Annotated in this window: 21 protein-coding genes; 3 read left to right on the forward strand and 18 right to left on the reverse strand. The window is 43.8% G+C overall.

Annotated elements, in window-relative coordinates; all coding sequences use genetic code 11:
* Positions 1-12: 12 nt before the first annotated feature.
* Together AC6I3O_RS21765 and AC6I3O_RS21770 are read left to right on the forward strand one after the other, a co-directional pair.
* Positions 13-1251, forward strand: coding sequence for a hypothetical protein (locus AC6I3O_RS21765; protein ID WP_497852658.1), 1239 nt, complete (start codon positions 13-15; stop codon positions 1249-1251).
* A gap of 174 nt (positions 1252-1425) precedes the next feature.
* Complete coding sequence (locus tag AC6I3O_RS21770) at positions 1426-2787, forward strand: ATP-binding protein (RefSeq protein ID WP_497853563.1); 1362 nt, start codon at positions 1426-1428, stop codon at positions 2785-2787.
* Positions 2788-3240: 453 nt separating this feature from the next.
* On the opposite strand, the gene AC6I3O_RS21775 is transcribed toward AC6I3O_RS21770, so the two are convergent.
* The 14 genes from AC6I3O_RS21775 to AC6I3O_RS21840 all read right to left on the reverse strand — a co-directional run bounded on the left by AC6I3O_RS21775 (position 3241) and on the right by AC6I3O_RS21840 (position 16663).
* Positions 3241-3429: an SOS response-associated peptidase family protein gene (locus AC6I3O_RS21775; protein WP_497852659.1), complete on the reverse strand. Its 189-nt coding sequence runs from the start codon at positions 3427-3429 to the stop codon at positions 3241-3243.
* A gap of 160 nt (positions 3430-3589) precedes the next feature.
* Positions 3590-4054, reverse strand: coding sequence for a recombinase family protein (locus AC6I3O_RS21780; protein WP_497852660.1), 465 nt, complete (start codon positions 4052-4054; stop codon positions 3590-3592).
* Between the two features lie 345 nt (positions 4055-4399).
* Positions 4400-5287 (reverse strand): YitT family protein, encoded by an 888-nt coding sequence (locus AC6I3O_RS21785; protein ID WP_497852661.1) that lies wholly within the window; start codon positions 5285-5287, stop codon positions 4400-4402.
* Positions 5284-6552, reverse strand: coding sequence for an L-cysteine desulfidase family protein (locus AC6I3O_RS21790; protein WP_497852662.1), 1269 nt, complete (start codon positions 6550-6552; stop codon positions 5284-5286). The genes AC6I3O_RS21785 and AC6I3O_RS21790 overlap by 4 nt, the downstream gene beginning before the upstream one ends.
* 18 nt (positions 6553-6570) lie before the next feature.
* Complete coding sequence (locus tag AC6I3O_RS21795) at positions 6571-9351, reverse strand: insulinase family protein (protein WP_497852663.1); 2781 nt, start codon at positions 9349-9351, stop codon at positions 6571-6573.
* Between the two features lie 12 nt (positions 9352-9363).
* Positions 9364-9678: a thioredoxin family protein gene (locus AC6I3O_RS21800; protein WP_016219428.1), complete on the reverse strand. Its 315-nt coding sequence runs from the start codon at positions 9676-9678 to the stop codon at positions 9364-9366.
* Positions 9679-10614 (reverse strand): trigger factor, encoded by a 936-nt coding sequence (locus AC6I3O_RS21805; protein WP_497852664.1) that lies wholly within the window; start codon positions 10612-10614, stop codon positions 9679-9681.
* A gap of 10 nt (positions 10615-10624) precedes the next feature.
* Complete coding sequence (locus AC6I3O_RS21810; RefSeq protein ID WP_497852665.1) at positions 10625-11389, reverse strand: LytR/AlgR family response regulator transcription factor; 765 nt, start codon at positions 11387-11389, stop codon at positions 10625-10627.
* Between the two features lie 3 nt (positions 11390-11392).
* The gene (locus tag AC6I3O_RS21815; protein WP_016219425.1) at positions 11393-11881 is read right to left on the reverse strand and encodes a YecH family metal-binding protein; all 489 of its coding nucleotides are present in this window, start codon (positions 11879-11881) and stop codon (positions 11393-11395) included.
* 18 nt (positions 11882-11899) lie between these two features.
* Entirely contained in the window at positions 11900-13618 is a 1719-nt protein-coding gene (locus AC6I3O_RS21820; protein ID WP_497852666.1) for an ABC transporter ATP-binding protein, read from the reverse strand.
* Complete coding sequence (locus AC6I3O_RS21825; protein ID WP_497852667.1) at positions 13615-15345, reverse strand: ABC transporter ATP-binding protein; 1731 nt, start codon at positions 15343-15345, stop codon at positions 13615-13617. Before AC6I3O_RS21825 ends, AC6I3O_RS21820 begins: the two co-directional genes overlap by 4 nt.
* A 68-nt stretch (positions 15346-15413) precedes the next feature.
* Positions 15414-15905: a hypothetical protein gene (locus AC6I3O_RS21830; protein ID WP_497852668.1), complete on the reverse strand. Its 492-nt coding sequence runs from the start codon at positions 15903-15905 to the stop codon at positions 15414-15416.
* A gap of 132 nt (positions 15906-16037) precedes the next feature.
* The gene (locus AC6I3O_RS21835; protein WP_497852669.1) at positions 16038-16229 is read right to left on the reverse strand and encodes a helix-turn-helix domain-containing protein; all 192 of its coding nucleotides are present in this window, start codon (positions 16227-16229) and stop codon (positions 16038-16040) included.
* Positions 16229-16663, reverse strand: coding sequence for an RNA polymerase sigma factor (locus AC6I3O_RS21840; protein ID WP_497852670.1), 435 nt, complete (start codon positions 16661-16663; stop codon positions 16229-16231). The genes AC6I3O_RS21835 and AC6I3O_RS21840 overlap by 1 nt, the downstream gene beginning before the upstream one ends.
* Positions 16664-17074: 411 nt before the next feature.
* On the opposite strand from AC6I3O_RS21840, the gene AC6I3O_RS21845 reads away from it, so the two are divergent.
* Complete coding sequence (locus AC6I3O_RS21845) at positions 17075-17407, forward strand: helix-turn-helix transcriptional regulator (RefSeq protein ID WP_497852671.1); 333 nt, start codon at positions 17075-17077, stop codon at positions 17405-17407.
* Positions 17408-17609: 202 nt separating this feature from the next.
* On the opposite strand, the gene AC6I3O_RS21850 is transcribed toward AC6I3O_RS21845, so the two are convergent.
* The 4 genes from AC6I3O_RS21850 to AC6I3O_RS21865 all read right to left on the reverse strand — a co-directional run bounded on the left by AC6I3O_RS21850 (position 17610) and on the right by AC6I3O_RS21865 (position 21332).
* On the reverse strand, positions 17610-17981 hold the full coding sequence (locus AC6I3O_RS21850) for a hypothetical protein (protein WP_497852672.1): 372 nt from the start codon (positions 17979-17981) through the stop codon (positions 17610-17612).
* A 5-nt stretch (positions 17982-17986) separates the two neighbouring features.
* Positions 17987-18919: a ParM/StbA family protein gene (locus AC6I3O_RS21855; protein WP_497852673.1), complete on the reverse strand. Its 933-nt coding sequence runs from the start codon at positions 18917-18919 to the stop codon at positions 17987-17989.
* A gap of 371 nt (positions 18920-19290) precedes the next feature.
* Entirely contained in the window at positions 19291-19929 is a 639-nt protein-coding gene (locus AC6I3O_RS21860; protein ID WP_497852674.1) for a class B sortase, read from the reverse strand.
* Positions 19930-20036: 107 nt separating this feature from the next.
* Positions 20037-21332, reverse strand: a complete 1296-nt coding sequence (locus AC6I3O_RS21865; RefSeq protein WP_497852675.1) for a CHC2 zinc finger domain-containing protein — start codon at positions 21330-21332, stop codon at positions 20037-20039.
* Positions 21333-21454: the final 122 nt, after the last annotated feature.

Consider the following 21454-nt stretch of genomic DNA (forward strand, 5'->3'; position numbering starts at 1 on the left):
GGGAATGATTATATGGCAAATGGAAATATATTACCCAACTGGTCCTTTAAGCGAAAGCTGCCGGAACCGTTCGAGGATTATACGGATGACCCGGTATTTAAAAATGTTTATTCCAAGCATTGCATACAGCCCCAGAAGCGTTCCACGCTCCATGCGGCGACGCTTCGGGCAATCCTGGCATATCTGGAACTGGAGTCACCCACAGGCGGGAAACCGCCGGAGGAACTTGGTGCAATCGGAAGCCAGGGAAATAATTTCACGATTGCGGAATATCCGAGCAAGACCGGAGAACTCCACGTAGCAGTTTACAACCGGACAAACGGCAAGTTTACGGCGGGCTGTTACCAGATGCCTCCGGATCCGGAAAGCAATCCGGAAAAATATATGCTGAAGGAAGATGACAAAAGCGGCGCTGCCCTGAGCTTTGCTCTCATCCCAACTGCTATGGCGGATGACGAGTTCAATGAGCATTACCAGAAGCTGAAGGAAGACCGGGATAACGGCTATCCAAACATGGACGAAACGGCAGAGACTGCAGCAATCCTCTGCGATAACCTTTACCGGCGTATCCGCTATGGAACCTCCCTGACAGTCGGCGGGATTCCAAATGATACGCCAACTAACGGTTCCATTCCACAGCTCAAAGCATTTACAGTACAGAAAGGCACTTATTCTCCAACAGATGTCATCCTTGGAACCTTCCAGGTCGTAAAACCCGGTACATCTACCCGAAAAGTAATGGCGAGCGTTTCAAAAAAAGATTTCGCAGGCAAATACATCCTGTCCGAATCTCGGACACTGACTCCCCAGGAAGAACTCACCGTGCCGCAGATCCCCGACTGGTACATCATACCGCCGGAGATCAAACGGATCTGCGAACACGCCAAATTAACCACAAATACCGTGTCACCCATGCGGAACTTCTTATTAAGAGGACCTGCGGGGACGGGAAAGACCGAAGGCGCTAAAGCGATTGCTTCCGGCCTTCATCTCCCTTACCGGTGTATTACCTGTTCTGCAAATACCGAGATTTTCGATCTGCTCGGACAGATCCTGCCCGATGTAGACGGGAAGCTTTCCGCCCTCCAGAGCGAATATCCCACATTCCAGGACATCATGATGGACCCGGCAACGGCTTACCAGAAGCTGACCGGCACCTATGACGAAACGGTAGATGAGGATACGGTTTACCAGGAAAACTCTGAAAACCTGTTGCGTGGGTTGCGGAAGATCAACAAAAATCAGGGATAATTCGGAAAATTTAATAAATTCAAGCAGCAAAGTAGTTTGAATAGGAATTGAGTAAATACAAAAAGCATGATAAAATAGAAAAGAAAACAATACATATGATTACCAGCCATGCATTTTGGGCAAGGCTGGTAATTCAATATCAGGACAAACCTTATTATGAAAGGAGCCAAAGCAATGTATCTGAAACGAACCGTTTATGATAAACTTTTGGAATGGAAAAATGAACAAAACCGAAGCACTTTAGAAGTAAACGGTGCCAGGCAGGTGGGAAAAACATATATCATCAATAAATTTGCAGATGAACATTTTAAGCATAAAATTTATATCAACTTTTTTGAACAAAGCGGAAAACAGTTCCTGGAATGCTACAAACAGGCTACATCATGGATACCCGGTACAAAACGCCCGAAACATCCCCTTCATGACGCACTCCGTCTTTTTGAACCTGACTTTATTGATTCTGACGATACAGTAATCATTATTGACGAAATACAGGAGTCTGCCGAAATCTATAACTGCATCCGGGAATTTACCCGACACTTTCAGGCGCATTATATTGTAACCGGAAGCTACCTGGGACAGATTTTAGAGCCGGAATTTCGATATTCCAGCGGGGATATGACGCGGATTTCCATTTATACCCTGTCATTCGGTGAGTTCCTCCAGGCATTTGACAGGAACCTGTATACACAATATCTCAGTCTGAAGTTAGATTCACCACAGGACAGCAATGTTTACGAATTATTAAAAGCGGCATATGACATCTACCTCCAGATCGGCGGATATCCAAACGTAGTCAAAACCTATCTGGAAACGAAGGACATTGAAAAAGCCAGGGGGGCTCTTGTGAAAATTATTGATACCTTTACCAATGAATCTACCCGATATTTTACGGATATCCTGGATACCAGTGTATTTACCCAGATTTTTCTTTCTGTCTGCCGTATTTTATGCAGGGAGAGCAGGGGGCTGGCAGAGGGCAGCATCAGCGAAGAACTGCAGAAACTGGTGACCAGGGATTATTCCAGTAATCTTTCAAAAGCCGCCTGCAACCGGGCAATCAGTTGGTTGTATTTCTCAGGCATCATTGGTTTTTGTGCCAAGATCACAGAAATGGACGTCTTTGATTTTAAACCGGCAAGCCGCTGTTATTTTATGGATCCTGGACTGGCAAACTATTATTTGTCCCGGACTGGTATAGATTCCAGATCCATCTCAGGTACGCTGAATGAAAACTATGTTTATATCAACCTGAAAAAAAGACAGGATTTTCCGGAAGAGATTGTTTTTGAAACACCAGCATTTGCCACATACCGGGGCGGTGAAATTGATTTCATTGTGCAGAGTGTCCATTCATCTATCCGCTATCTGGTAGAAGTAAAATCCGGCAAAGGAACGGCCGTCACCGCATTGAAAGCACTGGAACAGGGAAAAGCACATAAATTGCTTTATTTAAAGGGAGATACAAAAGGTGGCATTGATAATAAAATTGAAACTCTGCCGATTTATATGTTGGAGCGTTACCAATTTGTCTAAATAGGATACAACATAGCATTTTGAAGGACTTTAGACAGAGAGACATAAGTATATGACATTGTAAATGAGAAATCAAGCTAATGAAAACATAGGCGGAGAATCATAATCAGGATAATTAAGCAAGGGTTTACAGACAGCCAGATTATCCTGCTATGTAATACCTCAGAAGAAGATATTGAAAACGTGCAGAAAGGCATAGGTGCTATGATGAGAGGACCATTGATTCAAACAGAAGCAAGAACTATTTTAAACGAAAGCAAAAAAGAAACAGCACTCAGGATGCTAAAAATGGGAAAGCTGACGGTCGAGGAGATTGCGGAATACTCTGCTCTTAGTGTTGCAGAAGTAGAGCAGCTTGCGAACCATCAGACAATATAAACAGCAGGGAAACAAAACAGACTGAATTTCTGTGCCATCTGGTGATAAGATTACCATAATCACCAGATGGTTTTTTCATGTCAGGAACAGACTCTGCTGCTCATATTCCTGTTTCCTCCAATGTTTTGGCGGAATTTTATGAAGCACGTATTCCGTGAACTTATCATCATAAACCCAGTCTTCCAGTTCACTCTCATCCAAAACCACCGGCATACGGTTATGGACAGGACTGACAGAAGCGTTTGCCTGTGTGGTAAGAATCATAAAACGCTCCTTATTCTGGAACTTGCCGGTGATTTTTCTGCTGTAGGACCTGCCAACAACGGATTTATCTGTCGGCTGTAACAAGTCAGAATACTGGCAGACTGGGACGGGTAGATATCCCCTAAACGCATTTTCTGTATCTTCAGATCTATGCTATGAATCACCCGTTCAATCTCTTTGGCTGTCTCCCCATCTCCATAGAATCTTCCGCACATAATTTTTCTCTCCTTTTCCTGTCGCAGAGTATCCATTCATCCAGCGTGAGCGGGGTATAGTCTGAATACATGCAGAAACAATTAATCATATTCGACGGAATTGCCCGTTTCTCCCCGTCCGGATTCTCACGGATACTGCTCCTTGTTATCTTCTGGAACCGCTCCATAGTGTCCCGTTTATTCCTGCCTAACCGGTCCAGTTCTGTCACAAGCAGTATATCTCCCTCCCGAAGAACCTCTTCCACAAGAACCGTGTATCTCGGCCTGTTAAAGTTTTTGCCCGTCTGCTGGTCTGTGAAGATATTTTCCAGTTCCAAATCGTGCTCCTTGCAAAATATTTGAATCTCATGAATCCCCCTGTCAAGATGCTGATCCCGTGTACTGATTCGATGATAACCATATGTAGCCATTCTTCCGTCTCCCGCATAAAGCACCATACCAAACCGTGCTTCTTCATATATTTCTACCAGTTCTGTACGGCAGACAGCGCTAAACGCAACCTTCTAAGTCAAAAAAAATCCCGGAAGATTACTCCTCCGGGATTCTTCATTTTTCTTTTATTCTTATAAACTGGTAACCGTCTCCATGATTTATACCAAAATGTCCACACTTTCTCCGGTATATGAATCATCTAATTGTCCCCTAATGTAACTCATCGTTTCTTTTTTCATATATTTTTGAAAACCTTATTTTAGATAATCGAATTTATACATACCAGCAATGGAAGTCCGATATTAAATCTTGATACAGGAAGTTTATATTCTTTCCTTTTTGAGTTCTTCATATGCAATACGTTCTCTGGTAAATCCCTGACCATTCACCTCGTTAATCTGATTAATGGTAAGAAACGCAAACGGATCTGTTTCACAGACCATCTCTTTCAAAGCAAACAGTTTGTGTCTTGGAATCACACACATAACTCCTTTCTGTTCTTCACCGCTATATCCCGTCTGTATGTGAAAAAGCGTCACTCCGGCTTCTATGTCTTGCAATATTTTTTCCTGAATCTTTTTATACTCTCTTGAAATAATCATCACCTGCATAGAGACCTTTCCATTCGGAACAACTTTATCAATCACAACCGTTGCCAGAAGAGTCAGTATAATCCCATAAAGTATTTGCTCCATATCAGAGAAAGAAGCCTGTATGCCTAAAACCACAAAATCTACCATATACACCGTGACGCCGACTGAAAGGGAAGTTTTTTTGTTTGCTATCAGGGCAATAATATCCGTTCCCCCCGTCGATCCTCCAACTCTTACCACAATCCCCATGCTAACGCCTACAAGAAGTCCTCCAAAAATGGCAGACAACAGTATATTGTCTGTCATAGTTGTGATTCCTGGAATTTTCTGTAACAGTTCAAGAAATAAGGGATAGATAAATGTACTCAATAGAGTTTTCTTTACGAATCCTTTTCCCAGAATAAACCATGCTATGATAAGCAATATACTGTTCAAGCTAAAGACGATGATTGAAGTCCGAATTCCCCAAAAATGATTCCCGGCAATTCCCAAGCCGGTAGCTCCTCCCATCGGAATCCCTGCCGGAACAATAAAAGCAACCACGGCAAGCGCCAATATTGCATTCCCGGCTGCAACGCCCAATAAATTCATTAATTTTTCGCTGGTGCTCTTTTTCATTTTATCATCATCTCTATAATCTTCTTATTCGTTTCTTTCATTCCTTCCTTGCCGAGTATTCCTATATTTTCAATCGTCCGATCGATTCCTTCCGCCACAATTCCTTCCCCCGCGCAGAATTCCTGTTCATTCAGATACATATAATAACCGACAATTCCTGCTTCTACAGATGATGCGATTTTCGCTGCGCAAGATGCTTTAGCGCCGTCACAGACAATGCCGGATACAATTGCAAGCGCATTCACGACCGTATGCTTGATTTCCTCATACCCGCCTCCATGCAGATAAGCAATTCCCGCTCCTGCGGCGGCGCCTGCGCTGACCGCCCCGCAATATGCAGATAATGTCCCGATTCCTGCTTTTATATAAATAGCCGTAAGATTAGACAACAATAATGCCCGATAAATCTTCTCGATATCACAGTTCAGACTTTCTCCATAAACCAATACCGGAACAGAACAGGTAATGCCTTGATTGCCGCTTCCTGAATTGATCACGACCGGCAGTCCGCAGCCGTTCATCCTTGCATCAGAACCGGCTGCTGCCATCGCTTTTGCGCGTACCTGCACAGCATCGCCTTCCATTTTGAGCAGTATACTTCCGATATTTGCCCCATAATTTCCGCGTATACCTTCCCTGGCAATCTTCATATTGCATTCTATCTGTTTATCCAGGGTTTCTTTCACATCTTCAATATCTGCACATCGGACAAATTCCCATATATTCTCCATGGAAAGAACGTCCCTGTTCGCTTTTTCTATTTTCTCGTCTTTCAAATCGTCACGGATGAATTCCCAGTTCTTTTCTATCTGAACAATATTGGTATGATAATCCGTAATCCTGACGCTTGCCTGGGAATGTTCCTTATAAACACATACGGACAAATCAAATGTACGCCCTGTCTCCTGATATTCAACTTTGATATCTGCCTGTCCCAAATAACCTTTAATACGCTCTATGTCCTCCGACTCTATCTCCGAAAGAACTTCCAGTTTTTTGTTCTCATTTCCACAGACAACGCCGGCCGCGGCTGCGGCCTCTATTCCTCTTAAACCGCCGGTATTCGGAACAACAACGCTTTTTACGTTTTTAATAATGCTTCCGCTTGCCTTTACTACAATCTTTTCCGGCAATTCCCCTAATACCGCCCTTGCTTTTGCAGCCGCATAAGAAATCGCGATGGGTTCCGTGCATCCCATGGCTGTAACCAGTTCTTCTTTCAGAATCTGCACATATATCTGATAAATATTATCCTCTCTTTTCATTCTCACATCTCCGTATATTTACTCCATCAGTACCGTTACATTGTCGAATTGACCGGTCGCCTCTTCGATCTTAGCTCTGTTTCCAAGAACACAGACGGTTCCCTCTTTGGCAAAGCTCTCCATCGCCTGACGCCTGTTTTTCAAATCTTCTTCCGACGCCTTTAACAACCCTTCTCTGACCTTTGCCCTGACCTGCGGTCCTTCCTGCCTCAGATACCAGGAATCCATTCGTTTTGCCTGTACATATGTTTTGGGAGTCCGGTCATATCCGGCAACTGCGCCAATCTTATAATTCAGAAGCTCCTGCTCTCCTAATTCAAGATCTTTCAGCCAACTTGAAGTGTTGCGGAAGGTTTCTATCGTTCTTTTTACGTTCGGATCTCGATAGGAGCTCATGGTCCAGCTTTGATTTGGGAGTACAGACATCTGGCAGCCGTAAGCCCCTCCTTCAGCGCGGATCTTTGCCCACAGATAATCGAAGCTCACCATTCTGCCAAGAAGATAATCCTCACCGGTATATTCCCCGATTCCTCCAAGCGCAACATAGGATACCTCCGACGGAATGATAAATGCCTCTGATTTCCCGGGAAGCAATTTATCCTGATACCATCCGGGTTCCCTTTCCCTTGCACTGCCGCAGAACCCGGAAGCTGCGATCAACTGGCGGAAATCGCCGTAAGCTTTCTCTGTGCCTGTAAAACTCATCACCAGATTAGACTTACGGCAAAGCTTCTCCTGAATTTTCTTAAGTTCCCGGATAATCTGCCCCTGGTCCGCGTCAAAGTTCTTCAGAAGCTTTCCTAAGAACTGATAATAGTGAATTCCGTTATAGCGTTCCCTTGCCGCTCCTTCCGGCATATAGTGTGCGGCCGCACGTCCGGACGCATAGCTGTTCCCACTGGTAACAAATCCCCTTTCCAGTTCCATCCTGCTCTGCCTGATCCTTTTCAGAATAATCTCCGGATGCTCCAGAATGGTATCATACAGCAGCTCTTCCCCCAGTTTTACCGCTCTCAGAAGATTCTGTTCCAGACAGCTGATATCCATCACAAATTTAAGCCTGACATGCCGGATATCATCTGTATTGGTGTACGCTTCCAGATAAGCCCTTACATTTCCAAGCCACATATTCTTCTCAATCACTAATTCTTCCAGACTATGCTTTCTCGTAGGAAGGTCTCCAAGAAGTTCCGAAAGCAGCTTCGCATAAGGAACTTTCTCCGGCTCCAGATCACTGATATCAAAATAGCAGCTTTGATATGCCACTCCTTTTGAAGGGATCTCTTGTTTCAAATATGTAATACCGGATTCTTCCTCTGCCCTTGTGAGCGGCTCCTCCTTCTTATGAAGCAGATCATCCGCAGACAGACCCGGCAGGTCTTCTGTCTCTTCTTCTGTCTGCCTCTTCTCTTCGGCCTTTTCAAGAGGTTCCAGGGAAACCTCTGCCTCATGATCATTTTCCAGGAGGACTTCCCTCAGAAGTGATTCAAAGTATCCTTCCTTTACAAGGATTCTCATTTTCCTATATGTTTCTTCAAATTCTATCATCTCGCAAGGTCCGATTCCCTGCGCCCATCCGCCGGCAATATCCAGTACATATTCAATTCCCTCCGGCTGGCTCCCGCCTTTTTCCCTCATCCAAAATTCCAGACGGTTGATCGCCGAAACCAATAGCTCTTCTCCTATTCCTTCTTTGCAAAGTCTGTCCGCCTGTTCTGTGATAACCGTTTTCAACCGACCGGCAGTTTCTTTGTCTGTATTCTTTATTTTAACGGCAAGATAGGGCTGTCTGATACCATCCATGATAAAATACTGAATCTCCGGGATTCCCAGGCTCTGAATAAGCCCTTTCTTCATCGGCGCCTCGTCTTCCCCCATAATCGCCTGCATAAGGATATAGACTGCATTCATACGTTCCCGGTTGTCAAAATCACCCAGACTATAGGTGCATGACGCAAACACACCCTGATCGCCGAACTTCTCCTTATCATACAGCTTATTTCGGATTCCCTTTACGGGTTTCTGCAGCATAACCGGCTTCGCAGGTTCTGATCGTTTCATTTTTCCCAGATAAACTTTGTCAATATACTCAAACAGTTGTTCCGTATTCATTTTCCCATATAGAACAATACAGCAGTTGGAAGCATTATAAAATGTCCTGTAATATTCCAGAAATTCCTCATAAGATAGCGCGGGAATCGTATCCGGAAATCCTCCGGGAACAAAACGATAAGCCGTTTCCGGAAACATTGCCTTAGACATTTCATCCTCTAATATGCTGTCCAGGGACGAGAAAACTCCCTTCATCTCATTATAGACAACGCCGTTAATCTCCGGAGCTTTTCCGTCTTCACACTGAAAATGCCAGCCCTCCTGTTCAAAGATCTCTTTATCCGTAAGAACATTCGGACAAAATACCGCGTTTAGGTAAACGTCCGTCAGATTCATAAAATCCTTCTCATTCTCTGTACAAAAGGGATATACCGTATGATCCGGATATGTAATTGCATTGACAAATTCTGCCATGGAATGTTTCATCAGATTGACGAACGTAGCTTTATCCGGATATCTGCGGGAACCGTTCAGCACAGAATGCTCCAGAATATGGAAAACTCCCGTGCTGTCCTTTGGTATGGTCCGAAATCCAACCAGAAAGCTCTTTTTAACGTCCTGATTGTCTATGACGACGACCTGCGCTCCGGTTGACAAGTGCTCCATCTGAATAATATCTCCTTCGACCTCCCGCACATACTTCTTTTCTTTAACTTCAAATCCATAGATTTTTTCCCCGATTTCCATATCCGTTCCCTCTTAATACATGAATTCTGTAATCTTCTCTTTTATTTCCTCAACTTCCATCACGCCTACGTTCTCAAACTTCTTTTCACCGTCTTTGTAGAATTGAACGGTTGGAACCGCAAAAATACGATTCTCTTTGCCAAGCTTCGGATAATCTGTGGTGTTCACTTTCACGATATTGATAAACGGAAGCTCCGCGTCTAACTCTTCCAAAATACGGGAAAAGGCTTTACACGGTACGCATGTTGCGGAAAAGAAATCCACGATCACAAACCCTTCCTTAATCTGTTCCTTAAAGCTTTCATCATCCGCATATTGAATTGCCATCTACTTTTCCTCCTTAAAAAAATTCTCTGTCACGTATTCTTTTACTTTATTGTAATAATAATTTACATAAAACATAATTTCCGAATATTCATAAGTATTGATTTTTTCTGCATTTTCTTTCGTTTCATGCCAGAATTTCACGTACTCATCCATATCGTCCCGGTATTGCTCCATCGTATATCCGACGCCGTCTTTTTCTGCGTATTCCCGCCCCAGAAGATAGCCGCAGAGCCTGTCCCATGAATCGTTCTGCACGCTTGCGAATAATTCATGATAGCTTGAGAACGGCATCTTCCCTTCAAAGTCCTCTGGCGTCATGGTTTCCAGATTCAACCCCTGTTCTCTGGAGATTTCCTTCAATCTCTTAATTTCATGATCTGTCATTTCTTTCCAGTCAGCCTTCTTAAGATCGAACGTACTGGCCTCAAATACTTTGTCCATCACATATTGAACGGCTTCGTATCCCTCGTTTTCCGCAATCTTTTTTTTCTGTTCCCGGATCAGACGAGCCTCATATTGTTCTACATCGCTCACTCCTTCAATTCCAAGAGCTTCTATCATCCCGTCCGTGATCACAGGAATCTTTTTTTGCTGAATGGAACGAACCGTTACGGTCACTTTCTCCCCGTCGACGTCCAGCACACCGGCCGTCCCTTTTTTCAGCCCGATGCACATCGCTTCCAGCTTCTTGTGAAAGAACCCCTGTCCTACCATGATTTTCAGGTTCTCTCTGTTAAAAAACGGATTTGCCGATTCCATGTCGCATACAATAAGCGCTCCGTCGGTAACTTCCCCCGCTTCTTCCCATGTGCTGTTTTTGTTCTTAATAAAATCCATTTCTTTCTTGTACGCCTTCTCATCAAGCGTGAATATTTGCTTGTACATACTGATATCCACCTGATCATATTCGGCAAACGATAAAACTTTTGACTTCATCTTTCTCCTCCTAAAGCGTAAGCTTCGCATATTTACTTTTCAGAAGCTGCAGTACTTCCGTATATTTATCGCGGCTCACCATGACTTCCCCCGCATATCCGTCGAAAATCAGAGCAAAATTTTTCGCTTCGTTGTCCGCCCGGACATAAGATACTTTGGAAAGATTCACGATAAAAGACTGATAGCACCGGTAAAAATTATAACCTTCCAGAATCTGTTCCAATTCATTCATAGAATATCCGGAAAGAATCATCTCCTTTCCGTCCACCATTACCATCTTGTTCTTGCGGTCCGTCCGTTCGATAAAGAGAACCTTATCAATATCCACAAGCTGATATCCGTTTCTCGTCTTGATCATCATAGAACGGTTCACGGATAACCGTTTGTATTGGAGCAGCTCAAACAAATACTGCAGCCGCTTAACCACCCGCTGAAGCACACGGTTATCAAACGGAAGCCGAAAGTATTCATCGCAGCAGCAGTCAAATACCAGCCCCGCCTCTAACTTTTCTTCCGAATACAGCGCCACCAAGACGTCCGGCTTTATCTGGGACAGATTGTATGCCAGAAAGGAGCCGTCCCCGCTGTATCTTGGATTCCCTGTTTTGATATTGATAAATACCGCGTCCACCTCGTTCAGGCAGATATATTTATTGGCTTCATTGATTCCGTCAAAGGTATGCACAATGTCAAATACATTATAAAACGCCAGTAATTCTTTCAGCTCTGTACACAATGTTTCATCTTTTTCTACCAGAACAAGCTTCATTTTCATCAATCAATTCTCCTGACCAAATTCTCCAAACGCTTTTTCTAACGCCTGCACATCGCCTTCATAATAGGTTAATAAAAGTGCAAAAGGACCGTTTTTCTTCGGCATAATAATCGTACCGGCTCCATATAAATCAATCTCGCCTTTCGTCCTGAGACTCTCATATGCCTGATACTCGCCAGATTCCGGATCCAGATTCTCCAGATCCCACCAGTATATTTCGGCTCCGTCATACTTTAGCGCAAGCGTACACAGACCTTCCGCACTGAGCGTCACTTTACTGTCTGCATGGATCAGCCCCTTCTCCTCCAGAAATGAGACGAGTTCATCCACCGTCTTATTCCAGACAGGCGCTTCCCTGTCTTCTTCTTCAGGCACGGCCGCTTCTTCCTCCTCCTTTGGAGGCGTAAAGTCTTCGGACGACGCCACATATCCCACCATCCCACAAAACAGTAACACGAAAAGCAGGGAAGACACAATCGTAAATTTCTTCATAATCATTCCTTCTTTCTTTTAAGATGCCTCAGTGGACTGCAGATATTCCTGATAAGTCCTGCTTACGGCAAATACTTCTTCATGGGTTCCGCAGGCTTCAAGACGTCCGTGATGCATAACGACCAGATAGTCTGCTTCTGCAATCTCGCGCATATCATGGGCGATGAAAACAATAGTATTGCCTTCCATCTTCTTCCTGATACCATGATAGATCTTCATATATGTGTCATGGTCCAGACTCGCCCCCGCCTCGTCGAGTATCAGATAATCCGGCTTCGCAATCAATGCCCTGGCAATGGCTATCCTCTGTTTCTGACCGCTTGACAAACGGTTCCCCGCCTCTCCAAGAGTCGTATCATATCCGTTGGGAAGCGCATCTATAAAAGAATCCGCCCTGGCTTCTCCTGCCGCTTTTTTCATCTCTTCCTCCGGTGTCTCTCCTTCTGTGCCATACAGAATATTATCCCGGATCGTACCTGACATCAGCGGATTGTTCTGAAGTACATAGCCAAATTTTTTATGACATTCCCGGGGACTCGTTTCGCTTATCCTGTTTCCTCCAACCCATATTTCTCCCGAATCAGGCTGGTAGAATCCCTGTATCAGTTTCATGACCGTAGATTTTCCGGAACCGTTATCACCGATCACCGCCGTCGTCTTTCCTCCCGGAATGCAAACGGAAAAGTCATGAAGGATTTCTTTTTCGCTCCCATATCCAAAGTTCACGTTTTTGAACACAATATCTCTGTTCTCGGATTCTGTCCAGGAATTGCCTTTTTCCGTATGCTCCTCTTCCATATCAAGAATATCCCCGACATGGACAAGCGCGCCTTTCGAGCCCATCACGTTCTGCCACACCGTCAAAAGCTCCGCCATATAGAGATTTACCTGCGTCATATAGGTGCTGAACATATTAATCCCTGTCGCTTCCATTTTCCCGGCGTTAATCAATCTGGAACCGCCCATTGCCATTACGACAGTCGTAAGAAGGGAGTATAGGGAATTGGTCAGAACCTGAATCTGCTCCATGAAAGCATAGTATATATCTGCCTTATACCGTGAATCGATTGCCGCATATCCGCTTTCCAGCTCTTTCTCTTCCATTACCTGCGCTTTTACGTATTTTCCGGCCGACAGGTGTTCGGAGAAAAAGGTGGTCATTTCATTCAACGCCGCATAGCGCTTTTTCATTATGGTAAACTGCAGCTTGCCGACGATGACAAACATTGCCACCGCAACCGGTATGCAGAGCAAAAGGTATGCTGCGAGAGGCGAATTGTATTGATACAAGATCATACAGGCGCGGACAAATCCGAACAGCGACGCAGCTCCTGAGAATATTCCGCTGATCACCAGAGTCGCCTGAGTTACGTCGTTCGTAACGGCCGACACCAGCGAAGACGGCTGTTCCTTTCCGAACTGATCCATCGGAAGATGCAGGATCTTCCTCCACATCGAAAACCTTACCCGCAGGATCACTTTTTGATTGGCATACTCTTCCACAAGCGGCCGCAAAAATCCCAGCAATGCATTAAAAATCGTAAAAAAGACATAACCTAAAATAACAGAATTATATAGTTCCCCCTTGTTCACACGGACCAGATACTCCGATACTCTCATTCCGACCTCGGCATAAACCACGCCGCTTCCGAATGCGATCAGGTAGAGCCACCAGGGAATTGAAAGCCTTCTGTAAAAGCTCAGAAAAAACGATATTACATGTTTGTTGTTTTTCATCTGCCCTGTCCCTCACTTCCTATTAATTCTCGGTAATATGTATTCTCGGCATATACTTCCGCCGGTTCTCCCTGACAGATAATCTTTCCGTTATGCATTACTATGATATAATCTGCTTTCTGTACGGTCTGTCTGTCGTGGGCAACCATAAGCACGGTTTTACCTTCCATATGCCGTTTCACACTCTTCCATACCTGATCTTTTCCCCGGATGTCCATAGCCGCGGTCGCCTCATCCATAAACAGATAATCCGATTGTTTTAGAAGCGCCCTCGCAAAAGCAATCCGCTGTTTCTGTCCGCCGGAAAGCTTCTCTCCCTGTTCGCCTACATCCGCCAGGAATCCCTCCGGCTGTTCCCTGATAAAATCCATAATTTCCGCGTCCGTACATGCTTTTTCCAGTTCTTCATCCGTGACTTCTCTCTTAATTCCGAACAGGATATTGTCGCGGATCGTTCCTGCAAACAATGTACTTTCCTGCGTTACGTATGAGATCTCGCTTCGGAAGCTCTTGAGCGAATACCGCGCGGTATCTTCGCCCCCAAATAAAATCTTACCTCCCGAAACCGGATACATACGCTCCACCAGGTTCAGAAGCGTCGTCTTTCCGCTCCCTGACGGTCCGATAAGCGCCGTCACGCGTCCTGCCGGAATCTTCAGATTGAGTTTGTCGAACAGAAGTTTATCCTCATAAGAGAAATCAACCTCTCTTAATTCAATATCGCCGCAAAGATGCTCCACATGCTCGCCGTTCTCTATATCTTCTTCCATTTCTTCCATAATCTGGGCTACCCTTCTGGTTGCTCCCTGGGAGCCCTTGAAGGTTGTCCAATATACACAGTACGCGCTGAGCTGATTAACGATGTTCACCGCGAATCCATAATAGGCGATCCATTGGGTAAGAGTCAATGCGCCGGATGAATAAAAGCTTCGGCCTACCATCACGATCACAATAAACTGCATAGCGCCCACCAATGCATACATCGGAGTTGCGAATCCCAGCCACGCATTCAGAATCGAACTCTTATAGAACCCTTTCATCTTCTCCTGCCCTGTCTGAAGCTCCTTTTCTTCTTTTCCGTAAGATTTGATGAGAAGAAGATTATTGGTTTTTTCTGCAATCGTCTGTGTCAGCTCTGCATTTTTTTGATTTACCAGATCAAGCACTCCGAACTTCATTTTTCCCATAACGAATGCAATGACTAAATTCAGCGGAAGTACCGCGATCAGAGCAATCATCAGCTTCTGGTCGTAGGAGCCGATTTTTCCAAGCGTAATGACCAGCGTGTACGCGGAAGTGAGAATAGCAACAAATACTTGCATGATAAGCTGACTGATCGCCGTGATATCCGTTGTAATACGGGAAATCATTTCTTTGGGCTTATTTTTTTCGTAATATCGAAGCGGCAGCCTGACGGTCTTACTCCAGATCATTTTCCTGATATTACGGTCAATTCGCGCAACACACAAGTTACTCATAATCTTACTGACCGAACCGATCAGCTGGGATAGTAATGTAAAAGCCAAAAACGGAAGAACCACGGTGCCAAAATTCACATTCCCGGCAAATAGTTCGGCCGTGTATTCCGTTACGCTGATTCCTACGTTGGTAAGAAGAGCTGTAATGGCAATATATGCAAGAATCCACAGATAAGGAAGTCTTGCCTTCTGCAGCATGCGGAAGAAGCTTCCCATGCTACCCCTGTCTTTTCCAAAAACCCGTTCCATATTGTTTCCCTGCCTTTTCTTAATTTCAGAGCATCTGCTTTCGTACTTTCACAGTTATATTGGAGCTGCTATTCGTTTTCCAGCGTTTCAAACGCTTTGGCCGCGTCCTGTTTCTTTTCATAGTCCTCTGAAAATGCAATCGCATAAGCTCCGTTTGCCGCTTCCGTCTCAAGAACCGCGGCGCCTCCAGCAAGGACTATCGTTCCCTGGTTAGTAGCCATAGACTCATAGTTTCCATATAAATCCGTCTTGTTTTCCTGATCCCACCAGAACAGCCAGAGTCCATCATAATCATATGCTTTATCCGCCACTTTCGTCTCAGTAAACTCTCCGTTTGTATTGTCCGTGAGATATCCTGTTGTTTCATTGATATCAACCGGTTCGCAGTCCTCCAAAATGAATCCTTCCTGCTCAAAATAATCCACCATATCTTCATATGGAGAAGTGGAGGCATTCACTTCAATTTTTTCTTCTTTCGGCGTACATCCCGCCGTCATTCCACATACGGTTGCCGCCGCAATGATAACTGCCGCAGTCTTCTTCATCTTTTTTGTTCCCATCTCATCAATCTCCTTTTATAAAAATTTTACAATTAGGTTACTTTATTTTTACAACAAAATCAGCAGTTTAACAAGAAGGTTATCCTATTCTGTCCCCGATTTCGTTCATAGTGTCTTTTATCTCTCATCCCACTACTCCAATTGTTTAAAGCGCTGTATACATTTTAATGTTTCTATCGCAAGCTCTTGATATAGATCTTCATCAAATACTCCCCGTATTAAAGAATTTCTGATTAACATTGGCCGAAACATCTCCAATATCTGTTCTATAGCCTTCTCATCTCCTTGCTTGGCTCTAAATAAAACCCTTTCAAATTCCATCATCAGTCACCTCCCATCCATTTACGGATTTTATGAATAGCATAATAGTAAATACTTTTTACTTTATCTTCTTTGACTCCGTTTAGGCAGCTTATCTCTTTAAAAGTTCTTTCCTCAAAAACATGTTGATAAATGAAACACCTTTCATCCTCCCGAAGCATCAGTAGGGCTTCTGTAAGCCTTTGATCTGATAATTCATTCCATCCTGGATATCGTCCTTCTTGTTCTCTTGAAAGAATGGCTTCTTTATAACGCAATTCCAGCATTTCGTCTATTGATGAACTAAAATCCTCTAAAGATTCTTCTAAAGGTCTTTCCATTCTGCCAATCTTTTCTTTTTTCTTCAGATAATTCCACCTCTTCCACCGGATACATTTCTGCAGATATGCAGTAAAGTAATTCTTTGTTTTATCTCCTATATAATCATATTCATTCATATTTTTCCCTCCAAAATCTTCAAAATCAATTTGTTTCAAAGATTTCTAAGGGTGGAGATCGGCAATGGAGCTCCATGGAAGACTCTATTTCTACATAAAAAATACTGCCAAACCGGCATATTACCAGTCTGACAGCATTAAAAAACAACCGGATCTCATGTGCTATATGAAATATCGGCACAGCATATACTGCATGTGTACGAGTCTCATGCATCCACCATGCGGTTACGATTTTTTTAACAAACTACTTACTGCACATTTTCCTTTCCTGCCATATATAAACCTACATTCCTTGTTTTCCTGCCTGTTACACATCGAACACGCAATATAATACGTGAAAACAGGTATCTTAACGCATTTCATATAGTGCATATCTCATGTAAAATATAAGAACTAAGTGAGGTGATACAAATGATGGCTAAGAAATTATTAGGAGATGCGGTAAAAGAAGAACGATTAAGAAGAAATCTGTCCCAAAATGCTCTTGCAGAAATGGTGCATGTATCTCTCCGCACCATCTCTGATATTGAAAATTACAATGGTAATCCCCGGTTTGAAAATCTGTACTTATTGGCATCTTATTTGAATTTATCCATAGATGCAGTCTTTAATGGTGAAAACGAGCCCATGGATTCTGCCATGAAACAGATTATCGCAGAACTTAATCAGTGTTCCAATGAAACAAAGCGCCTGGCACTGGGGACATTGCGCGGTCTCTTATCCGCAGTATCCCAGAACCAATAGTCTTTATTTTTGCATCCCATATTGACTTAACCATTGTTTTTGAGTATAAAAAACGAATCTGTGAGTAATCTGTGGTAAATCTGTGAGTTTAGATGGAAAATAAAAAAATGTCCGAATATGATAAAAGCAGCCCCGCCTATGATGGGACTGCTTTTTCTTTGTTACGTTTTATAACAGCTATGTTTAATAGTTATAAACCTGATTAGTTCTTGCGGAAGGTGTCCATTGCCTCCATGATGTTCTGGGTTATGCTTTCATCCATTTCCTTTTCTTCAGGTGAAAGATCCAAAACTGAATCTGAAGACTGATCTTCCTTACCAGCAGAGATTGCCAGGCACCCGCTCATGGCTTTTTCCAGTTCCTTCTGTATCAGTTTTTCCAAAAGAGGCTGAAATGATTCCACATGAAAATCAGGGATTCTTTCTGAATCAACACCATCTACATAGCTTAAAATAGCAGCAGCAATCAACTGGGCCTTCTTCTTCGTTCCGTTCAGAATCTCGGCAGCCCGTACATGGCCTGGATCTGTTTCATCAAATCCAATGGTAAATACATACGGATTTTTCTTCGCCATATCCATCACTTCCCATTCTCATATGCGCGGTATAACAGGTCATATCCCCTGGCATTAGCCTTCAGATCTTCAATAAACAGATATTTTCCAAGACGATCCGATCTTTCAAGGAATTGCTTCAGCAGGACAGCACCGCCGCCGATAAAAACCGTATAGGATGTCTTCGTATCTATTCCGCGCTCTCTTATGCTATTCAGCAGATCTGTCACAAAATCCTGCACCATGCTCTCTGTCATACGTACCACGCTGTCATCATAATACTGTGTATTCCCGGCAAGGATACTGTCAATATCCGTATCCTCCAGCAGCATGTCATACTCGCTGTTGACACTGGAGATAATCTGGTTATACATGGTAATCACTCCCTTTTCCAGAGAATCGCAATATCCCATATCCGGTTTTCCTTTCCTCATCAGAAGATAGTCGGTTGTAAAGCCTCCAATATCAATACCGACTGCTTTCGGGACTTGCATAATATCCTGTCCTATGGTCATCATGGCCGCAAAGTCCTGTACAAAGGCCCGTACCTCCTGAATACAGATATGATAAATCTTTCCGTTAAAATTCAGATCCAATACTTTGCCTTCCGCCCGGAAAAAAGCCTCATACTTTTCATAAAGCTCTGCAAAATGCTTCGGCGGCAGTCCGATAGGAAGCTGGATCTGAACCACATCCTCCGGCTGAATCGGATCCTTCCCTTCCAACTCCATTGCAAGCGCAAACAGTGTGAGAATAAAGAACCGGAAGTCTAAAGTCTTATCACGCTGGTAAGGAATCCGCTGCTCACTGAGGGTATAATACTTTCCCTCATACTGAAGATACTGCTCGCCCCTGGCAGGCTTCTTATCCAGCACATTCAGTCCGCTTGTGAAAATAAAATGACAGGTCTTCATATTCCGGTTGCCATGGTCTACCGCAACTCTTAATTTCTTAATCATATATCATCCACTCCTTTGTCATTGATACATACTCTGTACGTGTGAGACATGTAAAGTGCAACCGATTCTTATTAATTCATGCTCAGATAAGTTTTTATTCCAAATCATATCCTGTTAGTATTATTCTGAATATAGCATGGAAAAAGGCACCGGCCAAATGCCGATGCCCAATAGCTCCGTGATATAACGGCTGTATTCCAAATCTATCATCTCTTGGTTCTCCTCTTAATTCTGAATTTTCTGTACCAGCTTCCCATGTACAAGATAGCGATAATTCCTGTCTGTATTCACGCAGGTCGAGAGTGTCACGATATGGTCTGAACCCGTTACCGTTGCTCCCGTATCATACCCGGAGTAGGAGAGTAGCGTATCTACAAACTTCCGGAAATCCGCTGGATCCGGAAAGGCGTAGGTATATCCAATGCTTCCGTTCCGACCAGCATAGCAGGATATGATCTGATATTCCAGTACAGCTCCCGGAACATAGATATAAAAATACGGATACTGCTGGTATAGATCTTGGTCCTTGTAACGGTCAAGTGTACCGAACCGTTTTTCATATTATGGCCATAGACAATGGTATTGCTGTCTGAAAAATCCGGCTGATTATGATAATCCACAAAGATACTCCCGTTTTTATTTTCCTGACCGTCAAACATATGGTGCAAGTAATAGTAATTATCCTTCCCTTGTACCACCGGATAACTGATATCCAAAGCCGGAATCTGAATCCATGCGATAACATCCGGGTTCACTTTCTTAAGCCCTGCAAAATCAACCTGCAGATAAATATTTTCGGTATCCTCCGGTGATTCCTTTGAAGTTCCATCCTCTGATGATGGCTCGTCCTTTTCTTTCGGCTCCTGCACATAATCCTGCAGTTCCTCATAGGTTTCCGTTCCCTTGTGATATTCTGAATAAATACCAAACAGCTTCCACGCTGCAAATGCAAAAACTGCAAGAGAAGCAAGCAGTAAAATCAAATATGCATAATCTCTCTTTTTTCTCATGTATCGTTTCCTCCTGATAAATAAATGTATCTTCTGAAAGCGCGCTTTCATATGCCTTCTACAGAAAAGCCAGAGTGCTGTATCCTCTGGCTTATGTAATTTATGTTTCAAATACTCCCGTTTGATTGTTTCACTGTATCTCTTCTGGTGGCATAGTAAAAATCATCTATCCCTTTTATCCTGCCACACCATTCACCCCTTTCATCCATGTCCCAGATCATCCTCTGGACCGGCAGTGAAAGATTCCGGCAGCCTTCATAAAGCTTCTTGCAGCCGTTCTGTAGGATCTCCCTCTTTTTCGCTTTAAAAGGGCAGTAGTCATGTACACCGGCATCCAGACATTCCCCGCATTTTTTGTGGTTTCCGTCACACTTCACCCGCATTTTCTTGTCCATGTCGTAAGCCTCAAAAACCAGCTTCAGATTTCTTTTTGAAAGACCTTCCAATACAGGATGAAGGCTCCGGTACTGATTGACGCCTGGCGCACATAGAAATGTATCTCCGGACAGATAATGGGCAATCGTTCCTTTTAGTGCCCCTTCTGTCACATACATTGTTTCAGCATCCAAATTCCCGATTACATGCACCGGGCTGCCAGAAGAGACACCCATCTGATAGTTAGCGCTGGAAAGCCAGATGTATTTTCTGGAGTCTGTCGCAAAATCAAGCCGTATCTGGAATCCTTGTATTTGTCCTTCCATAGAGAGAATCGGAATCAGGATACCAGAGTTTTTGGCTGTAAAATGGATACTCCAAGCTCCATCTTCACATTGATAGAACCCAGGTACTCCTTTTATAGTACATCCCTTGTCTTCCAACCGTTCCACCAGTTTTTTGATTCCAAATAACGGAACACTCCGGTATCTCTGTACAGCAATCTGCTCCGGCGTTAATCCGCGTTTCTGCAAGTCTTCCTGATGCTTCCGTGATAGTGTAAGCATGGAAAGCATCTGGGAATAGGTCTGGTCGATTTCCAGATCTGAAGCCCGTTCGCTGTTTACTGGTGCTGGCGGTTCCAAATCCCTTTCCAGTCTTACTGGCTTTTGGTAATTATCCCGGTACTGTCCGAGATTCAATGCCTCCCGGATCTGCTGGTTTGCCTCCGTTTTTGTGACATTATACAGCTTGGAATACAGATCCAGCATCCCGCCGTGCGCATCGCAATAATTACAGCGGAACACATTTTTTTCAATATTGATGTTCAGCTTTCCCGTCTTGTGATTGCAAAATGGACAGTCCACGTCATACGACCTCGCATTTTTACGCCGGATGGTAAGATTCAGCACCTGCACCACATCCCGGATGTCGTAGCCAAATCCAGATATATCATACCTTGTCGGGCGCAGCCCGCCCACCCCGTCAGGGGTATGCATTACGGGATGCCCGGACGGGTATACATCCATAAACACGCCTCCTCTCGTTATCAGAGCATTCCGGGAACTCCCAATCTGCTTTCAATAGATAATATTATACGTATAGAATACGCAGATATTAAGTAAAGCTTTCTGGAATAACTCTGGTAACT

The sequence above is a fragment of the Sporofaciens sp. St.21A7 genome (assembly GCF_059728535.1).

Bases quoted from the DNA above. Each gene is read 5' to 3' on its own strand.
- AC6I3O_RS21860 (WP_497852674.1), bottom strand. From the start codon at position 19,929: ATGAGAAAAAAGAGAGATTATGCATATTTGATTTTACTGCTTGCTTCT.
- AC6I3O_RS21770 (WP_497853563.1), top strand. From the start codon at position 1,426: ATGTATCTGAAACGAACCGTTTATGATAAACTTTTGGAATGGAAAAAT.
- AC6I3O_RS21765 (WP_497852658.1), top strand. From the start codon at position 13: ATGGCAAATGGAAATATATTACCCAACTGGTCCTTTAAGCGAAAGCTG.
- AC6I3O_RS21855 (WP_497852673.1), bottom strand. From the start codon at position 18,919: ATGATTAAGAAATTAAGAGTTGCGGTAGACCATGGCAACCGGAATATG.
- AC6I3O_RS21810 (WP_497852665.1), bottom strand. From the start codon at position 11,389: ATGAAAATGAAGCTTGTTCTGGTAGAAAAAGATGAAACATTGTGTACA.
- AC6I3O_RS21830 (WP_497852668.1), bottom strand. From the start codon at position 15,905: ATGGGAACAAAAAAGATGAAGAAGACTGCGGCAGTTATCATTGCGGCG.
- AC6I3O_RS21785 (WP_497852661.1), bottom strand. From the start codon at position 5,287: ATGAAAAAGAGCACCAGCGAAAAATTAATGAATTTATTGGGCGTTGCA.
- AC6I3O_RS21840 (WP_497852670.1), bottom strand. From the start codon at position 16,663: ATGAATGAATATGATTATATAGGAGATAAAACAAAGAATTACTTTACT.
- AC6I3O_RS21805 (WP_497852664.1), bottom strand. From the start codon at position 10,614: ATGAAGTCAAAAGTTTTATCGTTTGCCGAATATGATCAGGTGGATATC.
- AC6I3O_RS21795 (WP_497852663.1), bottom strand. From the start codon at position 9,351: ATGGAAATCGGGGAAAAAATCTATGGATTTGAAGTTAAAGAAAAGAAG.
- AC6I3O_RS21775 (WP_497852659.1), bottom strand. From the start codon at position 3,429: ATGATTCTTACCACACAGGCAAACGCTTCTGTCAGTCCTGTCCATAAC.
- AC6I3O_RS21790 (WP_497852662.1), bottom strand. From the start codon at position 6,552: ATGAAAAGAGAGGATAATATTTATCAGATATATGTGCAGATTCTGAAA.
- AC6I3O_RS21835 (WP_497852669.1), bottom strand. From the start codon at position 16,229: ATGATGGAATTTGAAAGGGTTTTATTTAGAGCCAAGCAAGGAGATGAG.
- AC6I3O_RS21815 (WP_016219425.1), bottom strand. From the start codon at position 11,881: ATGAAGAAATTTACGATTGTGTCTTCCCTGCTTTTCGTGTTACTGTTT.
- AC6I3O_RS21850 (WP_497852672.1), bottom strand. From the start codon at position 17,981: ATGGCGAAGAAAAATCCGTATGTATTTACCATTGGATTTGATGAAACA.
- AC6I3O_RS21845 (WP_497852671.1), top strand. From the start codon at position 17,075: ATGATGGCTAAGAAATTATTAGGAGATGCGGTAAAAGAAGAACGATTA.
- AC6I3O_RS21780 (WP_497852660.1), bottom strand. From the start codon at position 4,054: ATGGCTACATATGGTTATCATCGAATCAGTACACGGGATCAGCATCTT.
- AC6I3O_RS21800 (WP_016219428.1), bottom strand. From the start codon at position 9,678: ATGGCAATTCAATATGCGGATGATGAAAGCTTTAAGGAACAGATTAAG.
- AC6I3O_RS21865 (WP_497852675.1), bottom strand. From the start codon at position 21,332: ATGGATGTATACCCGTCCGGGCATCCCGTAATGCATACCCCTGACGGG.
- AC6I3O_RS21825 (WP_497852667.1), bottom strand. From the start codon at position 15,345: ATGGAACGGGTTTTTGGAAAAGACAGGGGTAGCATGGGAAGCTTCTTC.
- AC6I3O_RS21820 (WP_497852666.1), bottom strand. From the start codon at position 13,618: ATGAAAAACAACAAACATGTAATATCGTTTTTTCTGAGCTTTTACAGA.